At 72.4% G+C, this 19,549-nt stretch carries 18 protein-coding genes; 8 read left to right on the top strand and 10 right to left on the bottom strand.

Translation table 11 applies throughout. The features are described from left to right. The first annotated feature begins 20 nt into the window (after positions 1 to 20). Together ACFU3E_RS18240 and ACFU3E_RS18235 are read left to right on the top strand one after the other, a co-directional pair. A complete protein-coding gene (locus tag ACFU3E_RS18240) occupies positions 21 to 1,637 on the top strand; it encodes a wax ester/triacylglycerol synthase domain-containing protein (RefSeq protein WP_384158672.1) in 1,617 nt (538 codons plus the stop codon). 165 nt (positions 1,638 to 1,802) lie between these two features. After that, on the top strand, positions 1,803 to 2,840 hold the full coding sequence (locus ACFU3E_RS18235) for a beta-ketoacyl-ACP synthase III (RefSeq protein WP_384158669.1): 1,038 nt from the start codon (positions 1,803 to 1,805) through the stop codon (positions 2,838 to 2,840). Positions 2,841 to 3,107: 267 nt separating this feature from the next. Here ACFU3E_RS18235 and ACFU3E_RS18230 read toward each other — a convergent pair whose 3' ends face one another. Beyond that, positions 3,108 to 4,073 carry a pirin family protein gene (locus ACFU3E_RS18230; RefSeq protein WP_384158666.1) on the bottom strand — a complete coding sequence of 322 codons (966 nt, stop codon included), beginning with the start codon at positions 4,071 to 4,073 and terminating at the stop codon, positions 3,108 to 3,110. 113 nt (positions 4,074 to 4,186) lie between these two features. Between ACFU3E_RS18230 and ACFU3E_RS18225 the strand changes: the two genes are divergently transcribed. The 3 genes from ACFU3E_RS18225 to ACFU3E_RS18215 all read left to right on the top strand — a co-directional run bounded on the left by ACFU3E_RS18225 (position 4,187) and on the right by ACFU3E_RS18215 (position 5,536). Continuing rightward, positions 4,187 to 4,669, top strand: coding sequence for a MarR family winged helix-turn-helix transcriptional regulator (locus ACFU3E_RS18225; protein WP_384158663.1), 483 nt, complete (start codon positions 4,187 to 4,189; stop codon positions 4,667 to 4,669). After that, positions 4,666 to 5,112 (top strand): MarR family transcriptional regulator, encoded by a 447-nt coding sequence (locus tag ACFU3E_RS18220; protein ID WP_384158660.1) that lies wholly within the window; start codon positions 4,666 to 4,668, stop codon positions 5,110 to 5,112. Before ACFU3E_RS18225 ends, ACFU3E_RS18220 begins: the two co-directional genes overlap by 4 nt. Positions 5,113 to 5,176: 64 nt before the next feature. Next, the gene (locus ACFU3E_RS18215) at positions 5,177 to 5,536 is read left to right on the top strand and encodes a tetratricopeptide repeat protein (RefSeq protein ID WP_384158657.1); all 360 of its coding nucleotides are present in this window, start codon (positions 5,177 to 5,179) and stop codon (positions 5,534 to 5,536) included. 71 nt (positions 5,537 to 5,607) lie between these two features. Here ACFU3E_RS18215 and ACFU3E_RS18210 read toward each other — a convergent pair whose 3' ends face one another. Then, positions 5,608 to 7,011 carry a PepSY-associated TM helix domain-containing protein gene (locus ACFU3E_RS18210; protein ID WP_384158654.1) on the bottom strand — a complete coding sequence of 468 codons (1,404 nt, stop codon included), beginning with the start codon at positions 7,009 to 7,011 and terminating at the stop codon, positions 5,608 to 5,610. A 154-nt stretch (positions 7,012 to 7,165) separates the two neighbouring features. Here ACFU3E_RS18210 and ACFU3E_RS18205 point away from each other — a divergent pair, with 154 nt between their 5' ends. Continuing rightward, positions 7,166 to 7,810, top strand: a complete 645-nt coding sequence (locus ACFU3E_RS18205) for a peptide deformylase (protein WP_384158651.1) — start codon at positions 7,166 to 7,168, stop codon at positions 7,808 to 7,810. A 278-nt stretch (positions 7,811 to 8,088) separates the two neighbouring features. On the opposite strand, the gene ACFU3E_RS18200 is transcribed toward ACFU3E_RS18205, so the two are convergent. Then, the gene (locus ACFU3E_RS18200; RefSeq protein ID WP_384158648.1) at positions 8,089 to 9,519 is read right to left on the bottom strand and encodes a dihydrolipoyl dehydrogenase family protein; all 1,431 of its coding nucleotides are present in this window, start codon (positions 9,517 to 9,519) and stop codon (positions 8,089 to 8,091) included. Positions 9,520 to 9,638: 119 nt separating this feature from the next. Between ACFU3E_RS18200 and trxA the strand changes: the two genes are divergently transcribed. Beyond that, complete coding sequence (trxA, locus tag ACFU3E_RS18195; protein WP_384158646.1) at positions 9,639 to 10,019, top strand: thioredoxin; 381 nt, start codon at positions 9,639 to 9,641, stop codon at positions 10,017 to 10,019. 75 nt (positions 10,020 to 10,094) lie between these two features. Here the strand turns inward: trxA and ACFU3E_RS18190 are convergent, their stop codons facing one another. The 3 genes from ACFU3E_RS18190 to ACFU3E_RS18180 all read right to left on the bottom strand — a co-directional run bounded on the left by ACFU3E_RS18190 (position 10,095) and on the right by ACFU3E_RS18180 (position 13,782). Beyond that, positions 10,095 to 11,531: a benzaldehyde dehydrogenase gene (locus tag ACFU3E_RS18190; RefSeq protein ID WP_384158643.1), complete on the bottom strand. Its 1,437-nt coding sequence runs from the start codon at positions 11,529 to 11,531 to the stop codon at positions 10,095 to 10,097. 450 nt (positions 11,532 to 11,981) lie between these two features. Beyond that, entirely contained in the window at positions 11,982 to 13,019 is a 1,038-nt protein-coding gene (locus ACFU3E_RS18185; protein ID WP_384158641.1) for a LacI family DNA-binding transcriptional regulator, read from the bottom strand. Between the two features lie 94 nt (positions 13,020 to 13,113). Continuing rightward, a complete protein-coding gene (locus ACFU3E_RS18180) occupies positions 13,114 to 13,782 on the bottom strand; it encodes a TetR/AcrR family transcriptional regulator (RefSeq protein WP_384158638.1) in 669 nt (222 codons plus the stop codon). A 130-nt stretch (positions 13,783 to 13,912) separates the two neighbouring features. Here ACFU3E_RS18180 and ACFU3E_RS18175 point away from each other — a divergent pair, with 130 nt between their 5' ends. Further along, on the top strand, positions 13,913 to 14,476 hold the full coding sequence (locus tag ACFU3E_RS18175) for an NAD(P)H-dependent oxidoreductase (protein ID WP_384158635.1): 564 nt from the start codon (positions 13,913 to 13,915) through the stop codon (positions 14,474 to 14,476). 166 nt (positions 14,477 to 14,642) lie between these two features. Here the strand turns inward: ACFU3E_RS18175 and ACFU3E_RS18170 are convergent, their stop codons facing one another. The 4 genes from ACFU3E_RS18170 to ACFU3E_RS18155 are packed head-to-tail and all read right to left on the bottom strand — an operon-like array spanning position 14,643 to position 19,414. Next, the gene (locus tag ACFU3E_RS18170) at positions 14,643 to 15,773 is read right to left on the bottom strand and encodes an XdhC family protein (protein ID WP_384158632.1); all 1,131 of its coding nucleotides are present in this window, start codon (positions 15,771 to 15,773) and stop codon (positions 14,643 to 14,645) included. Further along, a complete protein-coding gene (locus tag ACFU3E_RS18165) occupies positions 15,766 to 17,883 on the bottom strand; it encodes a xanthine dehydrogenase family protein molybdopterin-binding subunit (RefSeq protein ID WP_384158629.1) in 2,118 nt (705 codons plus the stop codon). The genes ACFU3E_RS18170 and ACFU3E_RS18165 overlap by 8 nt, the downstream gene beginning before the upstream one ends. Then, positions 17,880 to 18,872, bottom strand: a complete 993-nt coding sequence (locus ACFU3E_RS18160) for an FAD binding domain-containing protein (RefSeq protein ID WP_384158626.1) — start codon at positions 18,870 to 18,872, stop codon at positions 17,880 to 17,882. Before ACFU3E_RS18160 ends, ACFU3E_RS18165 begins: the two co-directional genes overlap by 4 nt. Next, positions 18,869 to 19,414 carry a (2Fe-2S)-binding protein gene (locus ACFU3E_RS18155; protein ID WP_384158623.1) on the bottom strand — a complete coding sequence of 182 codons (546 nt, stop codon included), beginning with the start codon at positions 19,412 to 19,414 and terminating at the stop codon, positions 18,869 to 18,871. The genes ACFU3E_RS18160 and ACFU3E_RS18155 overlap by 4 nt, the downstream gene beginning before the upstream one ends. Between the last annotated feature and the right edge of the window lie 135 nt (positions 19,415 to 19,549).

Genomic DNA, 19,549 nt, shown 5'->3' with positions numbered 1-19,549 from the left:
CCGTCACCGCGGAGAACACCATGACCGTGCCTCTTCGTCCCACCCCCATGGACCTGACCATGCACGCCATGGCCCAGGCCGATCCCTCGATCCCGCAGACCATCGGAGTGGTCCTCCACCTGGAAGGAACGACTCCCACCCTCGGTGAACTCCGCGCTCATGTCGCATCCCACCTGGGGCACGAGCCGCGACTCACGCACTACCTGCACGGTTTCGGGCTCAAAGCCCGCTGGCGCCATGACCCGACCCCCGACCTGAACCACCGCGTCCGCGAGCAGCACCTCCCCTCAGGCGAACAGCACCTCGAGGCGGCCCTGACCGACCTCGTCGGGCACTCCCTGCCCGACACGGGCCCCCTGTGGGACATCTGGCTGCTGACCGGGGATGCGCCGGGGCGTTATGCCATCTGCCTGCGAGCGCACCACAGCACCCAGGACGGCATGGGCCTGATCGGCACCATGACCGCACTGTTCGGCACCGCGCCTGCATCCACCGCGCAGCCCGCGCGCCGGGCAGGCGCCAAAGCCTACCTGGGCACCGTGCGCAGCATGATCGCCGCAAGCGCTGCCAACAACGTCTGGAACGACACCGCACTGCCCCTCACCGGCCAGCGTGACATCAGTTGGGCGCATGTCCCCACGCAACGATTGCGGAAAGCCGCCACCGTCCGCGGCGGTGACACGAACGACGGCTTTCTGGCCACCCTCAGCGGCGCCCTGCGCACGTGGACAGCACAATCCTGGCCCCGAGGCGCCGACAGGCCACTGCCAGCTATCACCATGGTCAACCTGCGCCGGGCCGAGGAACACGACCGGCCGGGAAACTACTGCACCTTCGCACCCGCGCCCCTTCCCTGCCACGAGCCGACAGTGGAAGGCCGCCTCGACCACGTCATCGCCGCCACCCGCACTGCCAAAGACCCGACCCGCCACAAGGCCATGCGTTCCGTGATGGACCTCGTCCCCGCACGCGCGTTCCAGGCTCTGGCGACCCGGCTGACCACACCCGACCGGGCCACCATCACCACGTCCTACCTCGCCATCCACCGGCCCCTCCGCTACAAACAGGACCCCGTCACCCGCGTCCAACCCTTCAACTGGCTCCCACGGCACCAGCCGGCGTCGATCGTGGCCTGCAGCTACAACGGAACCACCAGCGTCTGCTTCGTCACCGACGCCGCTCTCCCCGGACTGAACCAGCTGCCCAGCCTGTTCCACGACGCGGTGGACCAACTCCCGCATCCTCCCAACGACCCGGCAGTGCCGGACCAACCTCCCCACACCGGCGTGACGCTCCCCACGCCCGCCGCTGACCGCAATACCACCACCGTCATCGATTTTGCGCTCATCAAAGACATCCTGGTCCAACAGGGAAACCTGCCGGCCGCACCGATCACTCCCCAGGCCACGCAGGCACAAGCCGGCATCGACTCCCTGGCCGTTGCCGAGCTGTCCATGAGCCTCGAGGACCGCATGGGCATCATGATCACCGAACACGCACTGGCGCAGGCACCCACCGTCGCCGACCTGGTCAACCTGGTGGCCCAACGGGCAGCGTCAACCTCCGACTACGAGAGCCCGGGAGAACAGGGCCCCCGCCCACAGGAAGGTCGATCCCACGCAGTCCCCGAGACGTAGTCGCGTCCCGATCCCTCGCCAGAAGCTCCGGACACCACCCGCCGAGACCAGCGGCAGCACACCGGCGACAGCAGGATCACAACGAGCGCCCGGTCAGACGGAATCCCGAAGGCAGACCCTCCGCTGACGGTGACGCGAACGAGCAAACACGGAGAAGACAAACCGTTGATCTTTGCACGCAAAACCACGACCCCGTCGCCGGCGCATGCCGCGCGACTGATCGGCCTGGGGTCCTACCTGCCCCCGCAGAAGGTAAGCAACGCCGACTTCGCCTCACGCCTGGACACGACGGATGAATGGATCCGTACCCGTATCGGCATTGCCGAGCGACACATCGCCGATCCGGCGACGGCCACCAGCAACCTGGCGGTAGAGGCAGCACTGCGGGCGATGAAATCCGCGGAGGTCGAACATGTCGACACCGTCATCCTGGCCACCGCCACTCCGGACCATCACGTGCCAGGCACCGCGCCCCTGGTTGCCCACCACCTCGGCCTGCGTCAAGTCCCCGCCTTCGACCTCGGCGCCGGCTGCTCGGGCTTCGTCTACGCAACAACCGTCGCAGCAGGACTCATCCACGCGGGAACCGCCAACACCGTAATGGTCATCGGAGCCGAGAAGATGTCAGCCGTCATCGACCCCGCCGACCGATCTACCGCGCCGATCTTCGGAGACGGAGCAGGCGCGGTCGTGCTCACAGCCGGACGAGTTGGCGAACCAGGAGCTCTCGGACCAGCCTCATGGGGCAGCGACGGCGAACACGCAGACGCCATCTACATCCCCGACGGGGGCTCCCGCCGCCCCCCACGCACAACCGACGACCCAAAGAATCGACACGTGCACATGAAAGGAAACGAAGTATTCCGTCACGCGGTGCGCCGCATCAATCACGTGACTCAAGAAGCAGCCTCCGCCGCGGGATGGTCCATCCGGGACATTGACCGGCTGATCGTCCACCAGGCAAACGCACGCATCAGCGCAGCCGTGGCCAACACCCTGGGAATCCCGCCAGAGCGCGTGCCGTCCAACATCACCCACGTCGGCAATACCTCCGCAGCCTCCATTCCCCTGCTCCTGAGCCACTCCGCGATCAACGGAGAACTGAGCGCCGGTCAACGAGTCCTCCTGGCATCCTTCGGCGCCGGCTTCACCTGGGCAGCCACCACCCTGGTATGGCCCTCTGGACTCCAGGCCCTCACCTGAACGGATGGGGCAGCCGGGAGACGTAAGTCGACGTCGTCGCCCGCGCCGCATCCGGTCGGTGGCGTCGCCCGCACGCTGACACCGCGCCCGCCCCGACCTCTGTCCTGCCACAGCCACCCACAGATGGACACACCCTCGACGGGCACTGCACAGCCCATCCGGCTTACACCACAACCCACCCGCACAGTTCTCGCAAGAAACCTGTGAGGGACGACGCAGGACGGCCGGCCGACTGACCGTCACCAACCCGTCAGCCATTCCTGCAGGTCAGCGAGCCCTTCCGCGCGGCTTAAGCGGCACTGGAGGCAGCGCAGGAGCAGGCAGCGGGGCGCCGTCGTAGCCCTTCACCTCGCCGAACCGTGTCCCTTCCATCCAGTCCCGGCGCGCCTGCTCGATCTCCCCCTGCGACCGCCCGATCCAGTTCCAGAACATGATCAGTTCCTCCTCGAACGGCTCGCCGCCCAGGAGCATCAGGCCCGCGTCCGACTCCGCCCGCAGGGGCAGTTCGCGGCGGCCGCAGCCGAGGTAGAGCATGGTGCCGGGGAGGACCGGGACGCCGTCGACGTGGGCCTCCCCGGACATGGACAGGACCGCGTACTCGAAGTCCGGTTCCAGCGGGAGGTGCAGGTCCGCGCCTCGGGTGAGGGCCAGGTCCGCGCCGACGATCGGGGTGTACGCCGTGCCCGGTGAGGTCGCGCCGTCGAGGTCGCCGAGGATCAGCGTGGCCGTGAGGCCGGGGGCCGTGACGACCGGCAGATCGGCGTGGTGCTCGAAGCGCGGGTCGGTGTGGCGGTGGCCGTCAGGGAGGGCGACCCACAGCTGCGCGCCGTGCAGGAGACGGGCGTGCGAGCGCGGACTCTCCTCCGAATGACTGATGGCCCGGCCGGAGGTCATCAGGCCGAGTTCGCGCGGGCGGATGGTCTGGAGGCTGCCAGTGGAGTCGCGGTGGAGCACCTCTCCCTCGTGCAGCCAGCTCACGGTCTGCAGACCCATGTGGGGATGCGGCGGCACCTGCATGCCGGGCTCGTCGGCGATGTCGTCGGGACCGTAGTGGTCGACGAAGCACCAGGCTCCGACCATACGGCGGCCGAGGTTGGGCAGCAGCCGGCGGACCTCGCTGGACTCGCCCAGCTTCACCCGGCGAGGGCTGAGGAGTTCACGCACCGGCTCCGCCACCACGAAGCCGCGGCCACCGCACAGGGAGGGGGCCGCCTCGCGCTCAAGATTGCTCATGGCGCACAACCTAGTCCGGCACAAGGGCTTGCGTCGCGTCACGTTCGGGCCGCGCCGCAGGCGGCCCTCCAAAATAGTAGTCATGTACATAGTAGCCATGTACTGTATTCGTCATGAGCAACGGTTCCGAAGGCCCGACGCCCGGTTTCCTGGTGTGGCGGCTGTCGATGAAGTGGCGGGTCGCGGTCGACCGTGCGGTGGCCCCGCTGGGACTCACCCACGCGCAGTACTCGCTGATCGCGTCGCTGCACGGCATGCAGCGCTCCGGCGAACGACCCAGCCAGCGCCGCCTCGCCGACCACACCGGACTCGAACCGCTCTACGTGTCGAAGCTGGCCCGCGCCCTGGAGACCGCCGGGCTCCTGGAGCGCACCAGGGACCCGCGCGACCCGCGCGCGGTGCAACTCGCCCTCACCGAGCAGGGCCGCGAGGTCACCCGGCGGGCGATCGAGGTCGTCCACGGACTCCTTCAGCAGCTCCTCGACCCGCTCGGTGGCCTCGACAGCGCGCGCACCCGGGCATTCACACACGAACTGACCACCCTGCTCGACGCACCTCTTGATCCCTTCAGCGAGAACGAGACGGAGCAGTCATGACCACCGCCACACCCCTCGTCGGCCCCCGCGACATCGCCCTGGCCCATTACGCCGCCCGCGCTCTCCTCGAGAACGTGCTGACCCGGCACGGCATCACCTTCCAGCAGTCCGTCACCCTGCGACTCGCCGCCGTCGCCGACGGCCCGGTCGGGCGCGAGCAACTCGTCGACGGTGTCACCGGCGCGTTGAAGACCGACGCGCCGGAGGTGCACGGCGTGCTCGACGAGCTGATCGCCGCTCGGCTCCTGGCCCGGACCGGGGCGTCGGAGGTGCGGATCACGGACGCCGGGCGCGAGGTGTACGCCGCGACCTCCGGCGAGACGGCGCCCATCACCGCCCGCGTCTACGACGGCATACCGGCAAAGGACCTGGCCGTGACGGGCCGGGTGCTGCGCCTGATCACCGAACGGGCCGATGCCGAGCTGGCGGCGCTGCGCCGGTGAGCCGGACCCTGTAGTGGAATATTGAACCAACAGGTTCGGTTGTCGGCCTCGAAGGAGGCCACGAGTGAACACGACGCAGGACACGACGTACTACGCCCATGGAACCCCGGCCGAGCGCTGGGAGCGCGCGCAGCTGTTCTTCGAAGCCGAGGACTACGCCGCCGCCGCGCGCGTCCTGGCCGGGCTGGTCGAGGAGGTGCCCGAGCAGACCGGGCCGCGGCTGCTCCTGGCGCGCTCCTACTACCACTCGGCCCAACTGCGTCGCGCCGAGGGCGAGTTGCGGGCGATCGTCGAGCGGGACCCCGTGGAGCACTACGCCCGGCTGATGCTCGGCCGCACACTCCAGCGGCAGAACCGGCACGAGGAGGCGGAGTCGCACCTGCGGATCGCCTCGGCGCTCGCGGGTGACTTCGGGCAGGGCTGACCCACGCCGCAACGAAGGTGCCCGGCTCCGTGAGGAGCCGGGCACCCGTGTGCCGCGGTGCGGTGGGTCCGCTACGCGACCGGTGTCCCGTACGACCGCCGCCCCCGCCGGTGGGCGATCTCCCCCAGCAGGATGTCGACGGCGAAGAAGGCAGCCAGCGGGATGCCGAAGAGGGGCAGGAAGTAACCGAGTACGGCGACGCCCGCCAGCAGCGGTACCAGGATCCGGGGCGGCACCTGCTGCCAGGCGCCGCGCGGGATCGGACGGCCGAAGGCGGTACCGCGGCCGCGCTGCCACCACATGCGGTAGCCCCACACGATCAGCAGGATCAGGGAGAGCGCGAGCAGCATCAGGGCGATCTGGTTGGCCAGGCCGAAGAGGATGCCGGTGTGCAGGTCGATGCCCCACCGGGTGAGCTTCGCGAGGACCGGGTGGTCCGCGAAGCGCAGCACGTCCATGACCTCGCCGCCGGCCGGGTCGATGGCGACGGCGTCCTGCTTCGAGGGCCAGCCGCGCTGCACCTGCCTGACGACGTAGCCCGAGTTCGCGTCGGCGGGCGGCACGATCTCCACCGGGTCGCCCAGCCCTTCGGAGCGGGCCGCCGCCAGGACCTTGTCCAGGCCCACGCCGTGCGCGGCGTCGCCAGCCTGCCCGGCGGCGGAGCCGTGGCCGGCGTGTTCACCGCCGGCCGACGCCGACACCGAGGGGGTGGCCTGGCCCAGCGAGGTCCGCAGCTCGTCGATGGTGGCCCCGGCGTAGGCCGACCAGGTCAGGCCGGTCGCCGAGAGGAAGAAGAACCCGGCCGCCGCCCACACCCCGACGCTGCCATGCAGTCCGAGGGTGCGACGGCGCCCCTTCGTCCCCCGCACCTTGCGCAGGGCGCGGCGGCGGGAGAACCACAGCACCAGCCCGCCGGCCGAGATGACCCACAGCCAGCTGGCCGCAAGCTCGCTGTACAGCCGCCCCTGCTCCCCCAGGTGCAGGTCCCGGTGGAACTCGTCGATCCAGGTGCGCAGCGGCAGCGCGCCGGTCGAGCCGTACTGTTCGAGTGAGCCGCGCACCTTCGCGGTGTACGGGTCGACGAACACGGCGAGCGTGTGGCCCTCGTCGACGCCCGGGACACCGGACAGCAGCACCCTGGTCGTCGCACCGGTCTCCGGTGAGGGACGTACGGCCGAGACCGTGCCCTCGGGGTGGGTCTTGCGGGCGGCGGCCACCTGCTCGCTGATCGGGAGCTTCTCCTCGCCCACGGGGACGGTCAGTTCGTGGTCGTACACGAACTTCTCGGCCTGGAAGGAGCCGGCGTACAGCAGGCCGGTGACGGCGGCGACGAGGAGGAACGGCGCCACCAGCACCCCGGCGTAGAAGTGCAGGCGCAGGATCAGCGGACGCAGGGGGACCCAGCTGCTCTTCGACGGTGCCGGGGCGGCTGGTTGCGGGGCTTCGTCCGTGGTGGTCGAGGGAGCGGTGGTCATCGGCGGGCTTCTCCGGGGGACGTCTTCTGGGCCGCCGCGGTGTCGGCGGTGGCCGTTGCGCTGCAGTAGTCGGGGCGACGGGGCGTCCAGTTCCCGGAGAACACGTGTGATGTGCGTCACGCACGGGTGGGGGGTGCCGTGCCATCCTGACGCGATGGGAACTCCGGGCGATCGCGCACCCCTGGCCGAGCGGGTCGGGCAACTCCTCGACGGGGGCCTGCCGTTGACCATCGTCGCGGCTGGAGACCCGGTGCTGCGGCACGGCATCGCGCCGTACGACGGTCAGCTGGCGCCCGCCCTGCTGGCCCGGTTCGTCGAGGCCCTGCGGGTCACCATGCGCGCTGCGCCGGGGGTCGGTCTGGCGGCGCCGCAGGTCGGTGTGCCGCTCCGGATCGCGGTGATCGAGGATCCGGCGCCGGTGCCGGAGGAGGTGCGTCTCGTGCGCGGGCGGGTGCCGCAGCCGTTCCGTGTGCTGGTCAATCCCTCCTACGAGCCCGTCGGCGGCGCGCGGGCCGCGTTCTTCGAGGGTTGCCTCAGCGTGCCGGGCTGGCAGGCGGTGGTGGCGCGGCCCGCCGAGGTGCGGCTGACCGGGCAGGACGAGCACGGGCGGGCCCTGGACGAGGTGTTCACGGGCTGGCCGGCCCGGATCGTGCAGCACGAGACGGACCACCTCGACGGCGTCCTGTACCTGGACCGTGCCGAGCCGCGGTCGCTGTCGTCCAGCCAGGCGATGGCGGAGCGCTGGGCCCAGCCGACACCGGAGGAGGCGGCGCGGGCACTGGGCTTCGAGCTGCCGTGACGCGCAGAGCCACCCGGCGCGGGGAGGACGCCCCTGTCGCACCCCCTGGCCGGCGAACCGCGGCCTGACGCCGGGCCCTCGCCCGCACCAGCGACGTCGGCCACCTCCCGCTGGACTCCCGCGCCGCCGACCAGTCGGTCACCGTCACCGACCGCATCCCGTCCGCGCGCGGCCTGGACCGTGCCGTTCGGGACGACGACCACCGTGAGCCGGTGGTGCCCGCGCACGCGTGGCCCCGGGCGGGGCCGTCCGGCACAGGGCGCCGGCCGAGCCGAGGGTCAGGCGTCCCGGTACGCCTCCAGCAACCGCAGCCACACCTCGCTGACCGTCGGGTACGAGGGGACCGCGTGCCACAGGCGGCTGACCGGGACCTGTCCGGCGACCGCGATGGTCGCGGCGTGGATGAGTTCGCCGACGCCGGGGCCGACCAGGGTGACACCGCGCAGGATCTCGTTCTCGAGGTCGACGACCATGCGGGCGCGGCCCTGGTAGCCGTCGGCGTACAGGCCGGCCCCGGCGACGGTCGACAGGTCCACGTCGACGGCCTTCACCCGGTGCCCGGCCTGTTCCGCCTCGGCGAGGGACAGGCCCACGGCCGCCGCCTCCGGGTCGGTGAAGACGACCTGGGGGACGGCGGCGTGGTCGGCGGTCGCGGCGTGGGCACCCCAGGGCTCGACGAGAGATGTCTCCCCGGTGGCGCGTGCGGCGATGGCGGCGCCCGCGATGCGGGCCTGGTACTTGCCCTGGTGGGTGAGGAGGGCACGGTGGTTCACGTCGCCGACCGCGTACAGCCACTCGTGGCCGGTCACGCGGAGGCTGTCGTCGACCGGCAGCCAGGAGCCGGGGTCGAGGCCGATGGTCTCCAGGCCGATGTCGTCGGTGCGCGGGGCACGGCCGGTGGCGAAGAGGATCTCGTCGGCCTCGATGCTCTCGCCCGCACCGGTGACGGCCACGACCGTCCCGTTCTCCCGGGTCACCGACTCGACCGAGGTACCCGTACGGACGTCCGCTCCGGCTTCCGTGAGCGCCTCGGCGATCAGTTCCCCGGCGAAGGGCTCCATCCGCGGGAGCAGGCCCTTGCCGCGGACGAGCAGGGTGACCTGCGAGCCGAGGGCCTGCCAGGCGGTGGCCATCTCGGTGGCGACCACGCCGCCGCCGATCACGATCAGCCGGCCGGGCACGGTCCCGGAGCTGGTGGCCTCCCGGCTGGTCCACGGCTTGACGGCGTCGAGCCCGGGCAGGCCGGGCAGGGCGGCGCGGCTGCCGGTGCAGACGGCGACGGCGTGCCGGGCGGTCAGAACGCGCTCGCCCCCGCCTGGGCCGGTGACCGTCACCGTGCGAGGGCCGGTGAGGCGCCCGTGGCCGCGGTAGAGGTCGGCGCCGACGGACTCGAGCCACCCGACCTGACCGTCGTCCTTCCAGTGGGACGTGTAGTAGTCCCGGTGGGCGAGGACCGCGGACGCGTCGAGGGGGCCCTGCACCGAGTGACGCAGTCCCGGTACGCGGCGGGCGTCCGCCCGGGCGATGACCGGCCGCAGCAGGGCTTTGCTGGGCATGCACGCCCAGTAGGAGCACTCGCCGCCGACCAGTTCGCTCTCCACGACCGCGGTGGTCAGTCCGGCGGCGCGGGTGCGGTCGGCGACGTTCTCCCCCACGGGCCCGGCCCCGAGCACCACGACGTCGTACGCGTTGGTTTCCGTTTCTGTCATGGGGTCAGTCTGGTGGGTGGTGTGCGCCCTGGCCACATGGGTAGGGGCGCGGAATACGTGTCCGGTCGGCCGTGTTGTGCCGACGGCTTGACCCCACACCAGGAAGAGGGATTTACGCCATGAGCAGCACCGTGGAGCTCACCAAGGAGAACTTCGACCAGACGGTCACGGACAACGAGTTCGTCCTGATCGACTTCTGGGCCGACTGGTGCGGGCCGTGCAAGCAGTTCGCCCCGGTGTACGAGAAGGCGGCGGGGGAGAACCCGGACCTGGTGTTCGGCAAGGTGGACACCGAGGCGCAGCCCGAGCTGGCCGCGGCCTTCGGTATCCAGTCCATCCCCACGCTGATGATCGTGCGCGACCAGGTCGCCGTGTTCGCCCAGCCGGGCGCCCTGCCCGAGGCCGCCCTGACGGACGTCATCGGGCAGGCCCGCAACCTCGACATGGACGAGGTCCGCAAGGCGATCGCCGAGCAGCAGGCCCAGCAGCCTGCCGAGTGACCCGTCCCGGGGCGCGGGAGAGTGACCCGTCCGCAAGGGCCCGGGAGCCGGGCCCTTGCGAGGGGTACGGGGGCCCTAGAAGGGGTACGGAGCGACGTCTCCGCGTACCGTCGTCCAGCGCAGTTCGGTGAAGGCCTCCAGGTTGGCCTCACCGCCGAAGCGGGCGCCGGTGCCGGAGGCGGCGACTCCGCCGAAGGGCGCCACGGCCTCGTCGTTCACGGTCTGGTCGTTGATGTGGACGATGCCGGTCGGGATGCGCTCGGCGAGATCGAGGCCACGGGCGGGATCCCTGGTGACGATGCCCAGGGAGAGGCCGTACGGGCTCTGCGCGGCCAGGGCCGCCGCCTCGTCGGCGGTGGTGAAGGAACGGACGGGTGCCACCGGGCCGAAGACCTCCTCCGCGTACGCGGGGGTGCGGTCGTCGACGTGGGCGAGGACCGTCGGCCGGTAGAAGAGCCGGTCGTGGGTGCCGCCGGCGGCGAGCTTGGCGCCCGCGGTCGTGCTGGCCTCCACCAGGCCGCTGATCTTGTCGAGCTGGCCCGAGTCGATGATGGGTCCCAGGTGGACCTGGTCGCGGTACGGGTCGCCGACGGCGAGGGAGTCCGCCTTGGCGGCCAGCCGCTCGACGTACTCGTCGTAGAGGGACGCGTGCACCAGGTGGCGTCCGGTGGTCATGCAGATCTGGCCCTGGTGGAAGAACGAGCCCCAGGCGGCCGTGGAGATCACCGCGTCGAGGTCGGCGTCCTCCAGCACGATCATGGCGGAGTTGCCGCCCAGTTCCAGGTGGGCCCGCTTGAGGTGGCGCCCGGCCGCCTCGCCCACGGCCCGGCCGGCGGCGGTGGAGCCGGTGAAGGAGATGACCGGCACGCCCGGGTCGGCGACCAGGGCCTGTCCGGCGTCCGGGCCGCCGGGGAGCACGTGCAGCAGGTCCTCCGGCAGGCCCGCGGCGGCGAAGACCGCGGCGAGGGACAGCCCTCCGCAGACGGCCGTGCGCGGATCGGGCTTGAGCAGGACCGCGTTGCCCAGCGCAAGGGCCGGTGCGACGGAGCGGATGGACAGGATCAGCGGGGCGTTGAACGGCGAGATCACACCCACCACACCGGCCGGGACGCGGCGCGTGTAGGACAGGCGTGGCGCCTCGCTGGGCAGGACCTGGCCGGCCGGGCGGGAGGCGAGCGCGGCGGCCTCGTAGCACTCCTGGGCGGCGACGTGCAGTTCGAAGTCGGCCTTGCCGGGGACGGAGCCCGATTCACGGACGAGCCATTCCCGCAGTTCGGCGGCGTGCTCGCTGAACAGGTCGCCCGCCTTGCGGAGTACGGCGGCACGGGCGAAGTGCGGGGCGCGTGCCCACGCGCGCTGGGCCGTGGCGGCCTGCCCGGCGGCGGCGCCGACGTCCTCCGGGGTGGCGAGGGCGAGGCTGCCGAGGGCCTGGCCGGTGGCGGGCTCGGTGACGGTGTACCCGGGCCCCGCGAGGCGGCGGGACTGCCAGGTCCTGGTGTCGAGCAACGGCATGACGGCTCTCCGATCGATCGTCACCGGCTGACGGGGGGGGCGTAACTCCCGTGCGTGCGCGGCCGGTTCGGCGGTCACATGGCGGGGCGCGCCGAGCGTGCGCAGCGGTGTGTGCCGCGGCCCGCGCGGGAACGCGCCCCCGTTTTGTTGAGCATGCAACATCCTAGCCCCGCCGCGCCACGAAAGCCGGACCGGCGGCCCCTGCCGGGGAGTCGGACCCTGCCGGCCGGTCGCACCCCGCCGGACCAAGGGGTCCTTTCACCATGCCCGCCCGGGGCGCGCGGCCTGGCACCGCGCCTCGCCGCCTCGCCGAAAAAGCCCTGGTAGCTCCTCCCCCGAGCTCTCGCCTTCGCTCGAGCAGAGGGCACCCCCATCGAGGGCTCTCCGGCGCCCTGCGATGCACGGCACCAGACCACGCGACCCGATCGGACGCTCATAGTGAAAGGACCCCTAACTCGATTCGCGGTGCAGCACCGTCGCCCCCAGCACCTTGTGCGTCTCGGGCTCGCCGGCGGGCTTGCGCACCGCGCGGTCGACCAGCTCGGCGAGTTCACGGCCGCAGGGCAGGTGCAGATGGACCGTGCTCAGCCGGGGCCGCAGCAGCCGCCCGAGCATCAGGTCGTCGGCGCCGACCACGGCCGTCTCCTCGGGGATGCGGATGCCCTCGTCCTGTAAGGCCCGCATCAGCAGCATCGCGTACTCGTCGTTGTAGGTGAACACGGCGTCCAGGCCCAGGGTGCGCCAGCGGGCTGCGAGCCGCGCCGCGGCCTGCTCGTCGTAGGCGAGGGGCAGTTCGGTCACCGTGGCGTCCGTGCCGCGCACGGACTGGCGCACTCCGTCGAGGCGGGGTGCGGAGAACGCGTCGAGGCCGGTTTCCTGCGGGACGACGACGCCGATCCGGCGCCGGCCGCGGTCGTAGAGATGGGCGCCCGCACTGTGGCCGACCACGTCGTGGTCCATGAGCAGCGCGTGCGCACCTTCGATGGTCTCGGGGCCGAGGGTGACCACGGCCCGCGCCCCCGAGCGCTTGAGCACCGCCACCCCGCGCGGCCCGAGCCCGGAGCCGGGCACGAGCACGGCCACGGGCCGCAACTCGGCCCAGGCGCGGGCGGCTTCGTCACCGTGCGGGCCGCCTGTGCCGTACTGCACGACCGTGTAGTCGAGACCGGCGAGCGATCCCTGGAGGTCGGTGAGGAACCGGCTGTAGAGCGGGCCGACGGGGAAGGTCGGCGCGGGGATCAGGACCATCCGGCTGTGCCCGGCGCGCAGGCTGCGGGCCGCCGCGTGCGGCACGTACCCGAGCTCCTTCGCGGCCTCGTGCACGCGGCGACGGGTGGGTTCGCTGATCCGGACGGCGCTGGTGTTGTTGAGGACGTAGGAGACGGTCGCGCGCGAGACGCCGGCCAGGCGGGCCACATCGGCGCTCGTGGGAACGGAGCGCGACGGTGCGGGGGACGGGGGCGCGGGCGTTTTCGGTATCTGCACCATGACGTACGGCATCTTGGCAGAAGCCCCAATGCGCGCTTCCGGCGGGGGAGTTGTGAGGAACTCGTGAGCGCTCACGGGGTGGAGCGGGGGACGTTCAGCGGGCGGCGCCCGCGCCCGTCACCCGGTCGACCAGATCGATCCACGCGGCCTCCAGGCGGGACAACGGTATGCCGCTCTGCTTGGTCAGGTGGTGGATCAGGGCCGGGTCCAGCTGGCCCATCAGCGCGTGGGAGAGGAGTTCGCAGTCCGCCTCGGGGGCCGCCCCGCGCAGCAGCATCTCCATGTGGTGCCGCAGTACGCGGCGGGCGGGAGCGACGTAGCGGCGGCTCGCGCCGGGTTCGGCCGCCAGCTGCAGCTCCAGCTCGTCGGCCGAGCGGCGCAGCATCGCGCAGCCGAACGCCCGCAGCCGTTCCACGGGCGGCGCCCCGGGCCCGAGCGGCGGGGGGCCACCGAGGAACGCGGCCTGGAACTTCTTCTCGGAGTGGTCGAGCAGCGCCGTCAGCAGGCCGGTACGGTCGCCGAACCTGCGGAAGACCGTGCCCTTGCCGACACAGGCCTCGGCGGCCACGGCCTCCATCGTGACGGCCTCCGCGCCGCGCTCCGCCACCAGCCGCCCGGCGGCCTCCAGCAGCCGGGCGCGGTTGCGCGCGGCGTCGGCCCGCAGGCACGGCTCGTCGTCCTCCAGGGCGGTGCCGAGCTGCAGCAGCTCGGGGTGGCCGACGGACTCCCGGGGCGTCGGGTAGGGAGGCGGGGCGGCGGACATGAAACCAGCGTAAAGCATCGGGAACAAAACTGGACCGCGGTCCGGTTAGGATGCTAGAACGTTAAACGGACCCCGGTCCGGATCGTCCCAGCAGTGTTTTCAGAGCAGTGCCTCAGATGTGGGAGTCAGCATGTCCGTTCGTATCCTCGCCCTCGTCGGCAGCCTCCGCGCCGGTTCGCACAACCGCCAGCTTGCCGAGGCGGCCGTCAAGCTCGCCCCCGAAGGTGCCGAGGTCGACCTGTTCGAAGGTCTGGCCGAGATTCCCTTCTACAACGAGGACATCGACGTCGAGGGCAGCGTCCCGGCGGCCGCCGCACGGCTGCGTGAGGCCGCGAACGCCGCGGACGGCCTGATCCTCTTCACGCCCGAGTACAACGGGACCATCCCCGCCGTCCTGAAGAACGCCATCGACTGGCTGTCCCGCCCGTACGGTGCCGGTGCGCTCGGCGGCAAGCCGGTCGCCGTGGTCGGCACCGCGTTCGGCCAGTACGGCGGTGTCTGGGCGCACGACGAGACCCGCAAGTCCGTGGGCGTGGCCGGCGGCAAGGTCCTTGAGGACGTCAAGCTGTCCATCCCCGGCTCGATGACCCGTTTCGCCGAGACCCACCCGGCGGACGACGCCGAGGTCGCCGAGCAGCTGACCGAGGTCATCGCCCGGCTGCACGGTCACGCCTCGGAGCCCGCCGCGGCCTGACCGTCCTCACCTCGCGCCCACGGAGGGGCCGCGGCCGGCAACGGCCCCGGCCCCTTCGGCATGCCGGAGGAAGGATCTCCGCCGGCCAGACCGGAAGCGGGCTCGGGGCACACCCCGGACAGACGCCCGGCATCCCGGCCTGCTCCGGAGCGGCGCGGGATGGCCTTCAGGCCGGTTGCGGATGCGTCTTTCGCCCAGCTCCGTGGATCGGAGCGGCCGAACCGGTGAGCGGTGCCCCCGTGCCGCCGTGCCGTGCCGCGATGATCTCCGCCGCGATGGACACGGCGGTCTCCTCGGGCGTGCGGGCCCCCAGGTCGAGGCCGATCGGCGATCTGAGCCGGGCCAGCTCGCGCTCGCTCACGCCCGCGTCCCGCAGCCGCCGGTTGCGGTCCTCATGGGTGCGGCGGGAGCCCATGGCGCCGACGTAGGCGACGGGCAGCCGCAGCGCCTCGGTCAGCAGGGGGATGTCGAACTTCGCGTCGTGGGTGAGCACGCACAGCACCGTCCGCCCGTCGGTCTCGGTGCGCCGCAAGTAGCGGTCGGGCCAGTCGACGACGATCTCGTCGGCCTCCGGGAAGCGGGCCCGGGTGGCGAAGACGGGGCGGGCGTCGCACACGGTGACGTGGTAGCCGAGGAACCCGCCCGCCCGTACCAGAGCCGCCGCGAAGTCGATCGCACCGAAGACGATCATGCGGGGCGGAGAGACGGCCGACTCGACGAGCAGGGTGAGACCGCCGGGGCAGTACGACCCGTCCTCGGACAGCTCCACGGTGCCGGTGCGGCCGGTACCGAGCAGGGCACGGGCCCGGTCGAGCGCCGCGCGGTCCAGGTCCGGGGCACCACCGAGGCCACCGTCGTACGAGCCGTCGGGGCGGACCAGCAGGGCCCGGCCGAGGACACCGGCGGGGCCTCGCGCGACCCGGGCCAGGGCCACCGGCTCGGCCCGGGCGGCAGCCGCCAGCGCGGCGACCTCGACCGCACGACCGCCCGGAAACGGGGTGATCATGACGTCGATGGTCCCGCCGCAGGTCAGCCCCACCGCGAAGGCGTCCTCGTCGCTGTAGCCGAACCGTTCGACCAGTGTCCCGCCGTCCCGGAGGGCCTGCAGGCACAGGTCGTACACCGCTCCTTCCACACAGCCCCCGGAGACCGAGCCGATGGCCGTGCCGTCCACGGAGACGGCGAGCGCGGCGCCGGGCGGGCGCGGGGCACTGCCGCCGACGGCGACGACCGTGGCGACGGCGAAGTCCCGGCCCTCCTCGATCCACTCGTGCAGGGGCCCTGCGAGATCAAGCATCGCCGCCCGCCAGCAGCACGCGGTCGGGCCGGATCGGCAGGTTCCGGTGGCGTACGCCGGTCGCGTGCCACACGGCGTTGGCGACCGCCGCGGCCGCGCCCACGATGCCGACCTCGCCGATGCCCTTGATGCCGACCGGGTCGTCCGGGTCGGGGTCGTCGACCCAGTCGGCCTCGATGTGCGGGACGTCGGCGTGCGCGGCGATGTGGTAGCCGGCGAGGTCGGCGCCGTAGAGGCCACCGCTCGCCCGGTCCCGGACGGCTTCCTCGTGCAGGGCCATGGAGATGCCCCAGGTCATGCCGCCGACGAACTGGTTGCGGGCGGTGAGCGGGTTGACGATCCGGCCGGCCGCGAAGATGCCCAGCATGCGGCGCACGCGGACCTCGCCGGTGGCGGGGTCGACGGCGACCTCCGCGAACTGCGCCCCGAACGAGTGCCGCTCCTTCTGGGCCAGCGCCCCGATGGCCTCGGCCGTGTTCGACCGTACGGTGATGCCCTCCGGCGGGATGCCGGCACCCGGCGCGAGGCTCTGGCGCAGCTCCTCGGCGGCGGCCGTGACGGCCCAGCCCCAGGAACGGGTGCCCGCCGAACCGCCGGCGATCATCGCGGGGCCGAGGTCGCTGTCCCCGATCCGCACCCGGACACGGTCCGTGGGCACCTCGAGGGCGTCGGCGGCGACCAGGGTGAGCGCGGTCCTGGCGCCGGTGCCGATGTCCGCGGCGTTGACGCCCACCGTGAAGGTGCCGTCCGCCTCCGCGGTCACGGCCGCCGTGGACGGCACGGCCATCGCGGGGAAGGAGGCCGCCGCGGTGCCCGTGCCGAGCAGCCAGCTGCCCTCCCGGCGTACTCCGGGCCGTGGGTCCCGCTCGGCCCAGCCGAACCTGCGGGCGCCTTCCCGGAAGCAGGCGATCAGGTTGCGGCCGCTGAACGGCAGCCCGGAGACCGGGCCCACCGCGGGCTCGTTGCGGACCCGCAGCTCGATGGGGTCGATGCCGCACCGCTCGGCGAGCTCGTCGAGCGCCGACTCCAGCGCGAACGAGCCCGGCGCCTCACCCGGGGCGCGCATCCAGGTGGGGGTGGGGACGTCGAGCTTCACGAGCCTGCTGGCCGTGTGGTGGGCGTCGGCGGCGTACATCGACCGGCTCGCCGCCGCGCTCGGCTCGACGAAGTCGTGGACGGTCGAGGTCTGGTTCAGCGACCGGTGCTCCAGGGCGCGCAGCCGCCCGTCCGCGTCGGCGCCGAGCCGGACCCGCTGGGCGGTGGGGCTGCGATGGCCGGCCAGGGAGAACATCTGCCGCCGGGTCATGACGACCCGGACCGGGCGCTGCAGCACGGTCGCGGCCATCACGGCGGCCACCTGGTGCGCGCGGGCGCCCTTGCTGCCGAAACCACCGCCGACGTGCTCGGAGCGGACCCGCACGGAGGCCGGGTCGAGGGAGAACAGGTTCGCGAGCTCGCCGGCGACCCAGTTGGTGCCCTGGTTGGAGTCGACGACCTCCAGCCGGCCGCCCTCCCAGCGGGCCGTCGCCGCGTGCGGCTCCATCGGGTTGTGGTGCTCCTCCGGGGTGGTGTACTCCGCGTCCACCACGACGGCGGACGCCGCGAGTCCGGCCTCCAGATCGCCCTTCTCCACCACGGCCGGCACATGCCCGTCGAGCGCGTACGCCTCGTCCTCGCGCTCCGACGAGAACGCGACGTCGTGGGGCTCCTGGTCGTAGTGCACCACGAGCGCCTCGGCGGCCTCCCTGGCCTGCTCGGAGGTCTCGGCGACGACCAGGGCCACGGGCCAGCCCACGTGGGACACACGGTCGTGCTGGAAGAGGCCGGCGCCCGGGTCCGGCGGGGTGCCCATCATGCCGGTGTATCCGGTGTCGACGCGCGGGGCGTTGTGGTGGTGGAGCACGGTGAGGACGCCGGGCATCCCGAGCACGACCTCGGTGTCCATGGCGCGAACGCGCCCGCGGGCGACGGTGGACAGCACCAGCCAGCCGTGAGCCAGTTCGGCGAAGGGGATCTCGCCGGCGTAACGGGCCGCTCCGGTGACCTTGTCGCGGCCCTCCACGCGCGTGTGCGCGGTGCCGACGGCTCCCCTGGTGGCGGCGGTGGTCATCGGGCGGCCTCCTCGGCGAGTTCGCTCAGCACGGCCACGACGAGGTTGCGCATCAGGGTCACCTTGTATCCGTTGTGGGGCAGGGGCCTGGCGGCCGCCAGTTCGGCGTCCGCGGCGGCCGCGAAGTTCTCCGCGTCTGCCGGGGCGCCGGTCAGGGCGCGTTCGGCCGTACGGGCGCGCCACGGGCGGGAGGCGACCGCGCCGAAGGCCAGGCGCACGTCGTGGACGAGGCCGTCCCGTACGTCGAGCGCGGCGGCGATGGAGCCGATGGCGAAGGCGTACGAAGCCCGCTCGCGCACCTTGCGGTAGCGGGAGTTGGCCGCTGTGGCGGTGGGCGGCAGGGTGACGCCGGTGATGAGCGCACCCGGCGGCAGGGCGGTCTCCAGATGCGGGGTCTCCCCCACCGGCAGGTAGAAGTCGGCGAGCGGCAACTCCCCCGGCCCGGCTGCCGTCTCGTACGACACGCTCGCGTCGAAAGCGGCCAGCGCCACGCCCATGTCGGAGGGGTGCGTGGCCACGCAGTCGCCGGAGGCGCCCAGGACGGCGTGATTGTGGTGCTCGCCGGTGATGGCGGGGCAGCCGCTGCCGGGGGCGCGCTTGTTGCAGGGGGAGCTGATGTCGGCGAAGTAGCCGCACCGGGTGCGCTGGAGCAGGTTGCCGCCGACGGTGGCCACGTTGCGCAGTTGCCCGGAGGCTCCGGCCAGCACCGCCTGGGCGAGTGCCGGGTAGCGGCGCCGGACCTCGGGATGGGCGGCCAGATCGCTGTTGGTGACGGTCGCCCCGATGCGCAGCCCGCCGTCCTCGGCCGGCTCGACGCGGTTCAGGGGCAGTTCGCGTACGTCGACGAGCCGGGCGGGCCGCTCGACGCCGGTCTTCATCAGGTCGACGAGGTTGGTGCCGCCGCCCAGGAAACGGGCTTCCCCGTCGCCGTCGAGCAGCGCCACGGCGCCCGGGACGTCGTACGCCCGCTGGTAGCCGAACTCCCTCATGCCGCCGCTCCCTTCGTCTCCTCCGCGGCCCTTGCCACGGCCTGGACGATCGACACGTATGCGCCGCAGCGGCACAGGTTGCCGCTCATGCGCTCGCGGATCTCCTCCGGGGTGAGCGGTGGTGGCCCCGCCTCGGGCCGGACGTCGCCGGTGACCGCGCTCGGCCAGCCGGCCGCGTGCTCCTCGATCACGGCGATGGCCGAGCAGATCTGGCCCGGCGTGCAGTAGCCGCACTGGAAGCCGTCCAGGTCGAGGAAGGCCTGCTGCACGGGGTGCAGTTGCCCGCCCTCGGCCACGCCTTCGATGGTGGTGATCTCGCGCCCCTCGGCGGCCACCGCGAGCTGGAGGCAGGAGACGGCCCGGCGGCCGTCGAGCAGGACCGTGCAGGCGCCGCACTGGCCCTGGTCGCAGCCCTTCTTGGTGCCCGTCATGTCGAGTCGTTCACGCAGGGCGTCGAGCAGGGTGGTGCGGTGGTCGACGGTCAGCGTGTACTTCTCGCCGTTGACGGACAGGGTGAGGTCGCTGGACGTCGATGGGGGCATGGAAGCCTTCTCTCTCACATCGCGAGGTCGGGGGTGAGCGGGGTCGCCGCGGCTGCGGGTGGCGATGCCGGTTCGCACCCGCCGCAGGTCCGGGGCGGGGCGGGCCGGGGCACAGCGGCCACGGGCTGTCCGCAT

The organism is Streptomyces sp. NPDC057424 (assembly GCF_042803315.1).
GTDB lineage: Bacteria > Actinomycetota > Actinomycetes > Streptomycetales > Streptomycetaceae > Streptomyces.
This window is presented reverse-complemented; position numbering and strand designations above follow the sequence as displayed.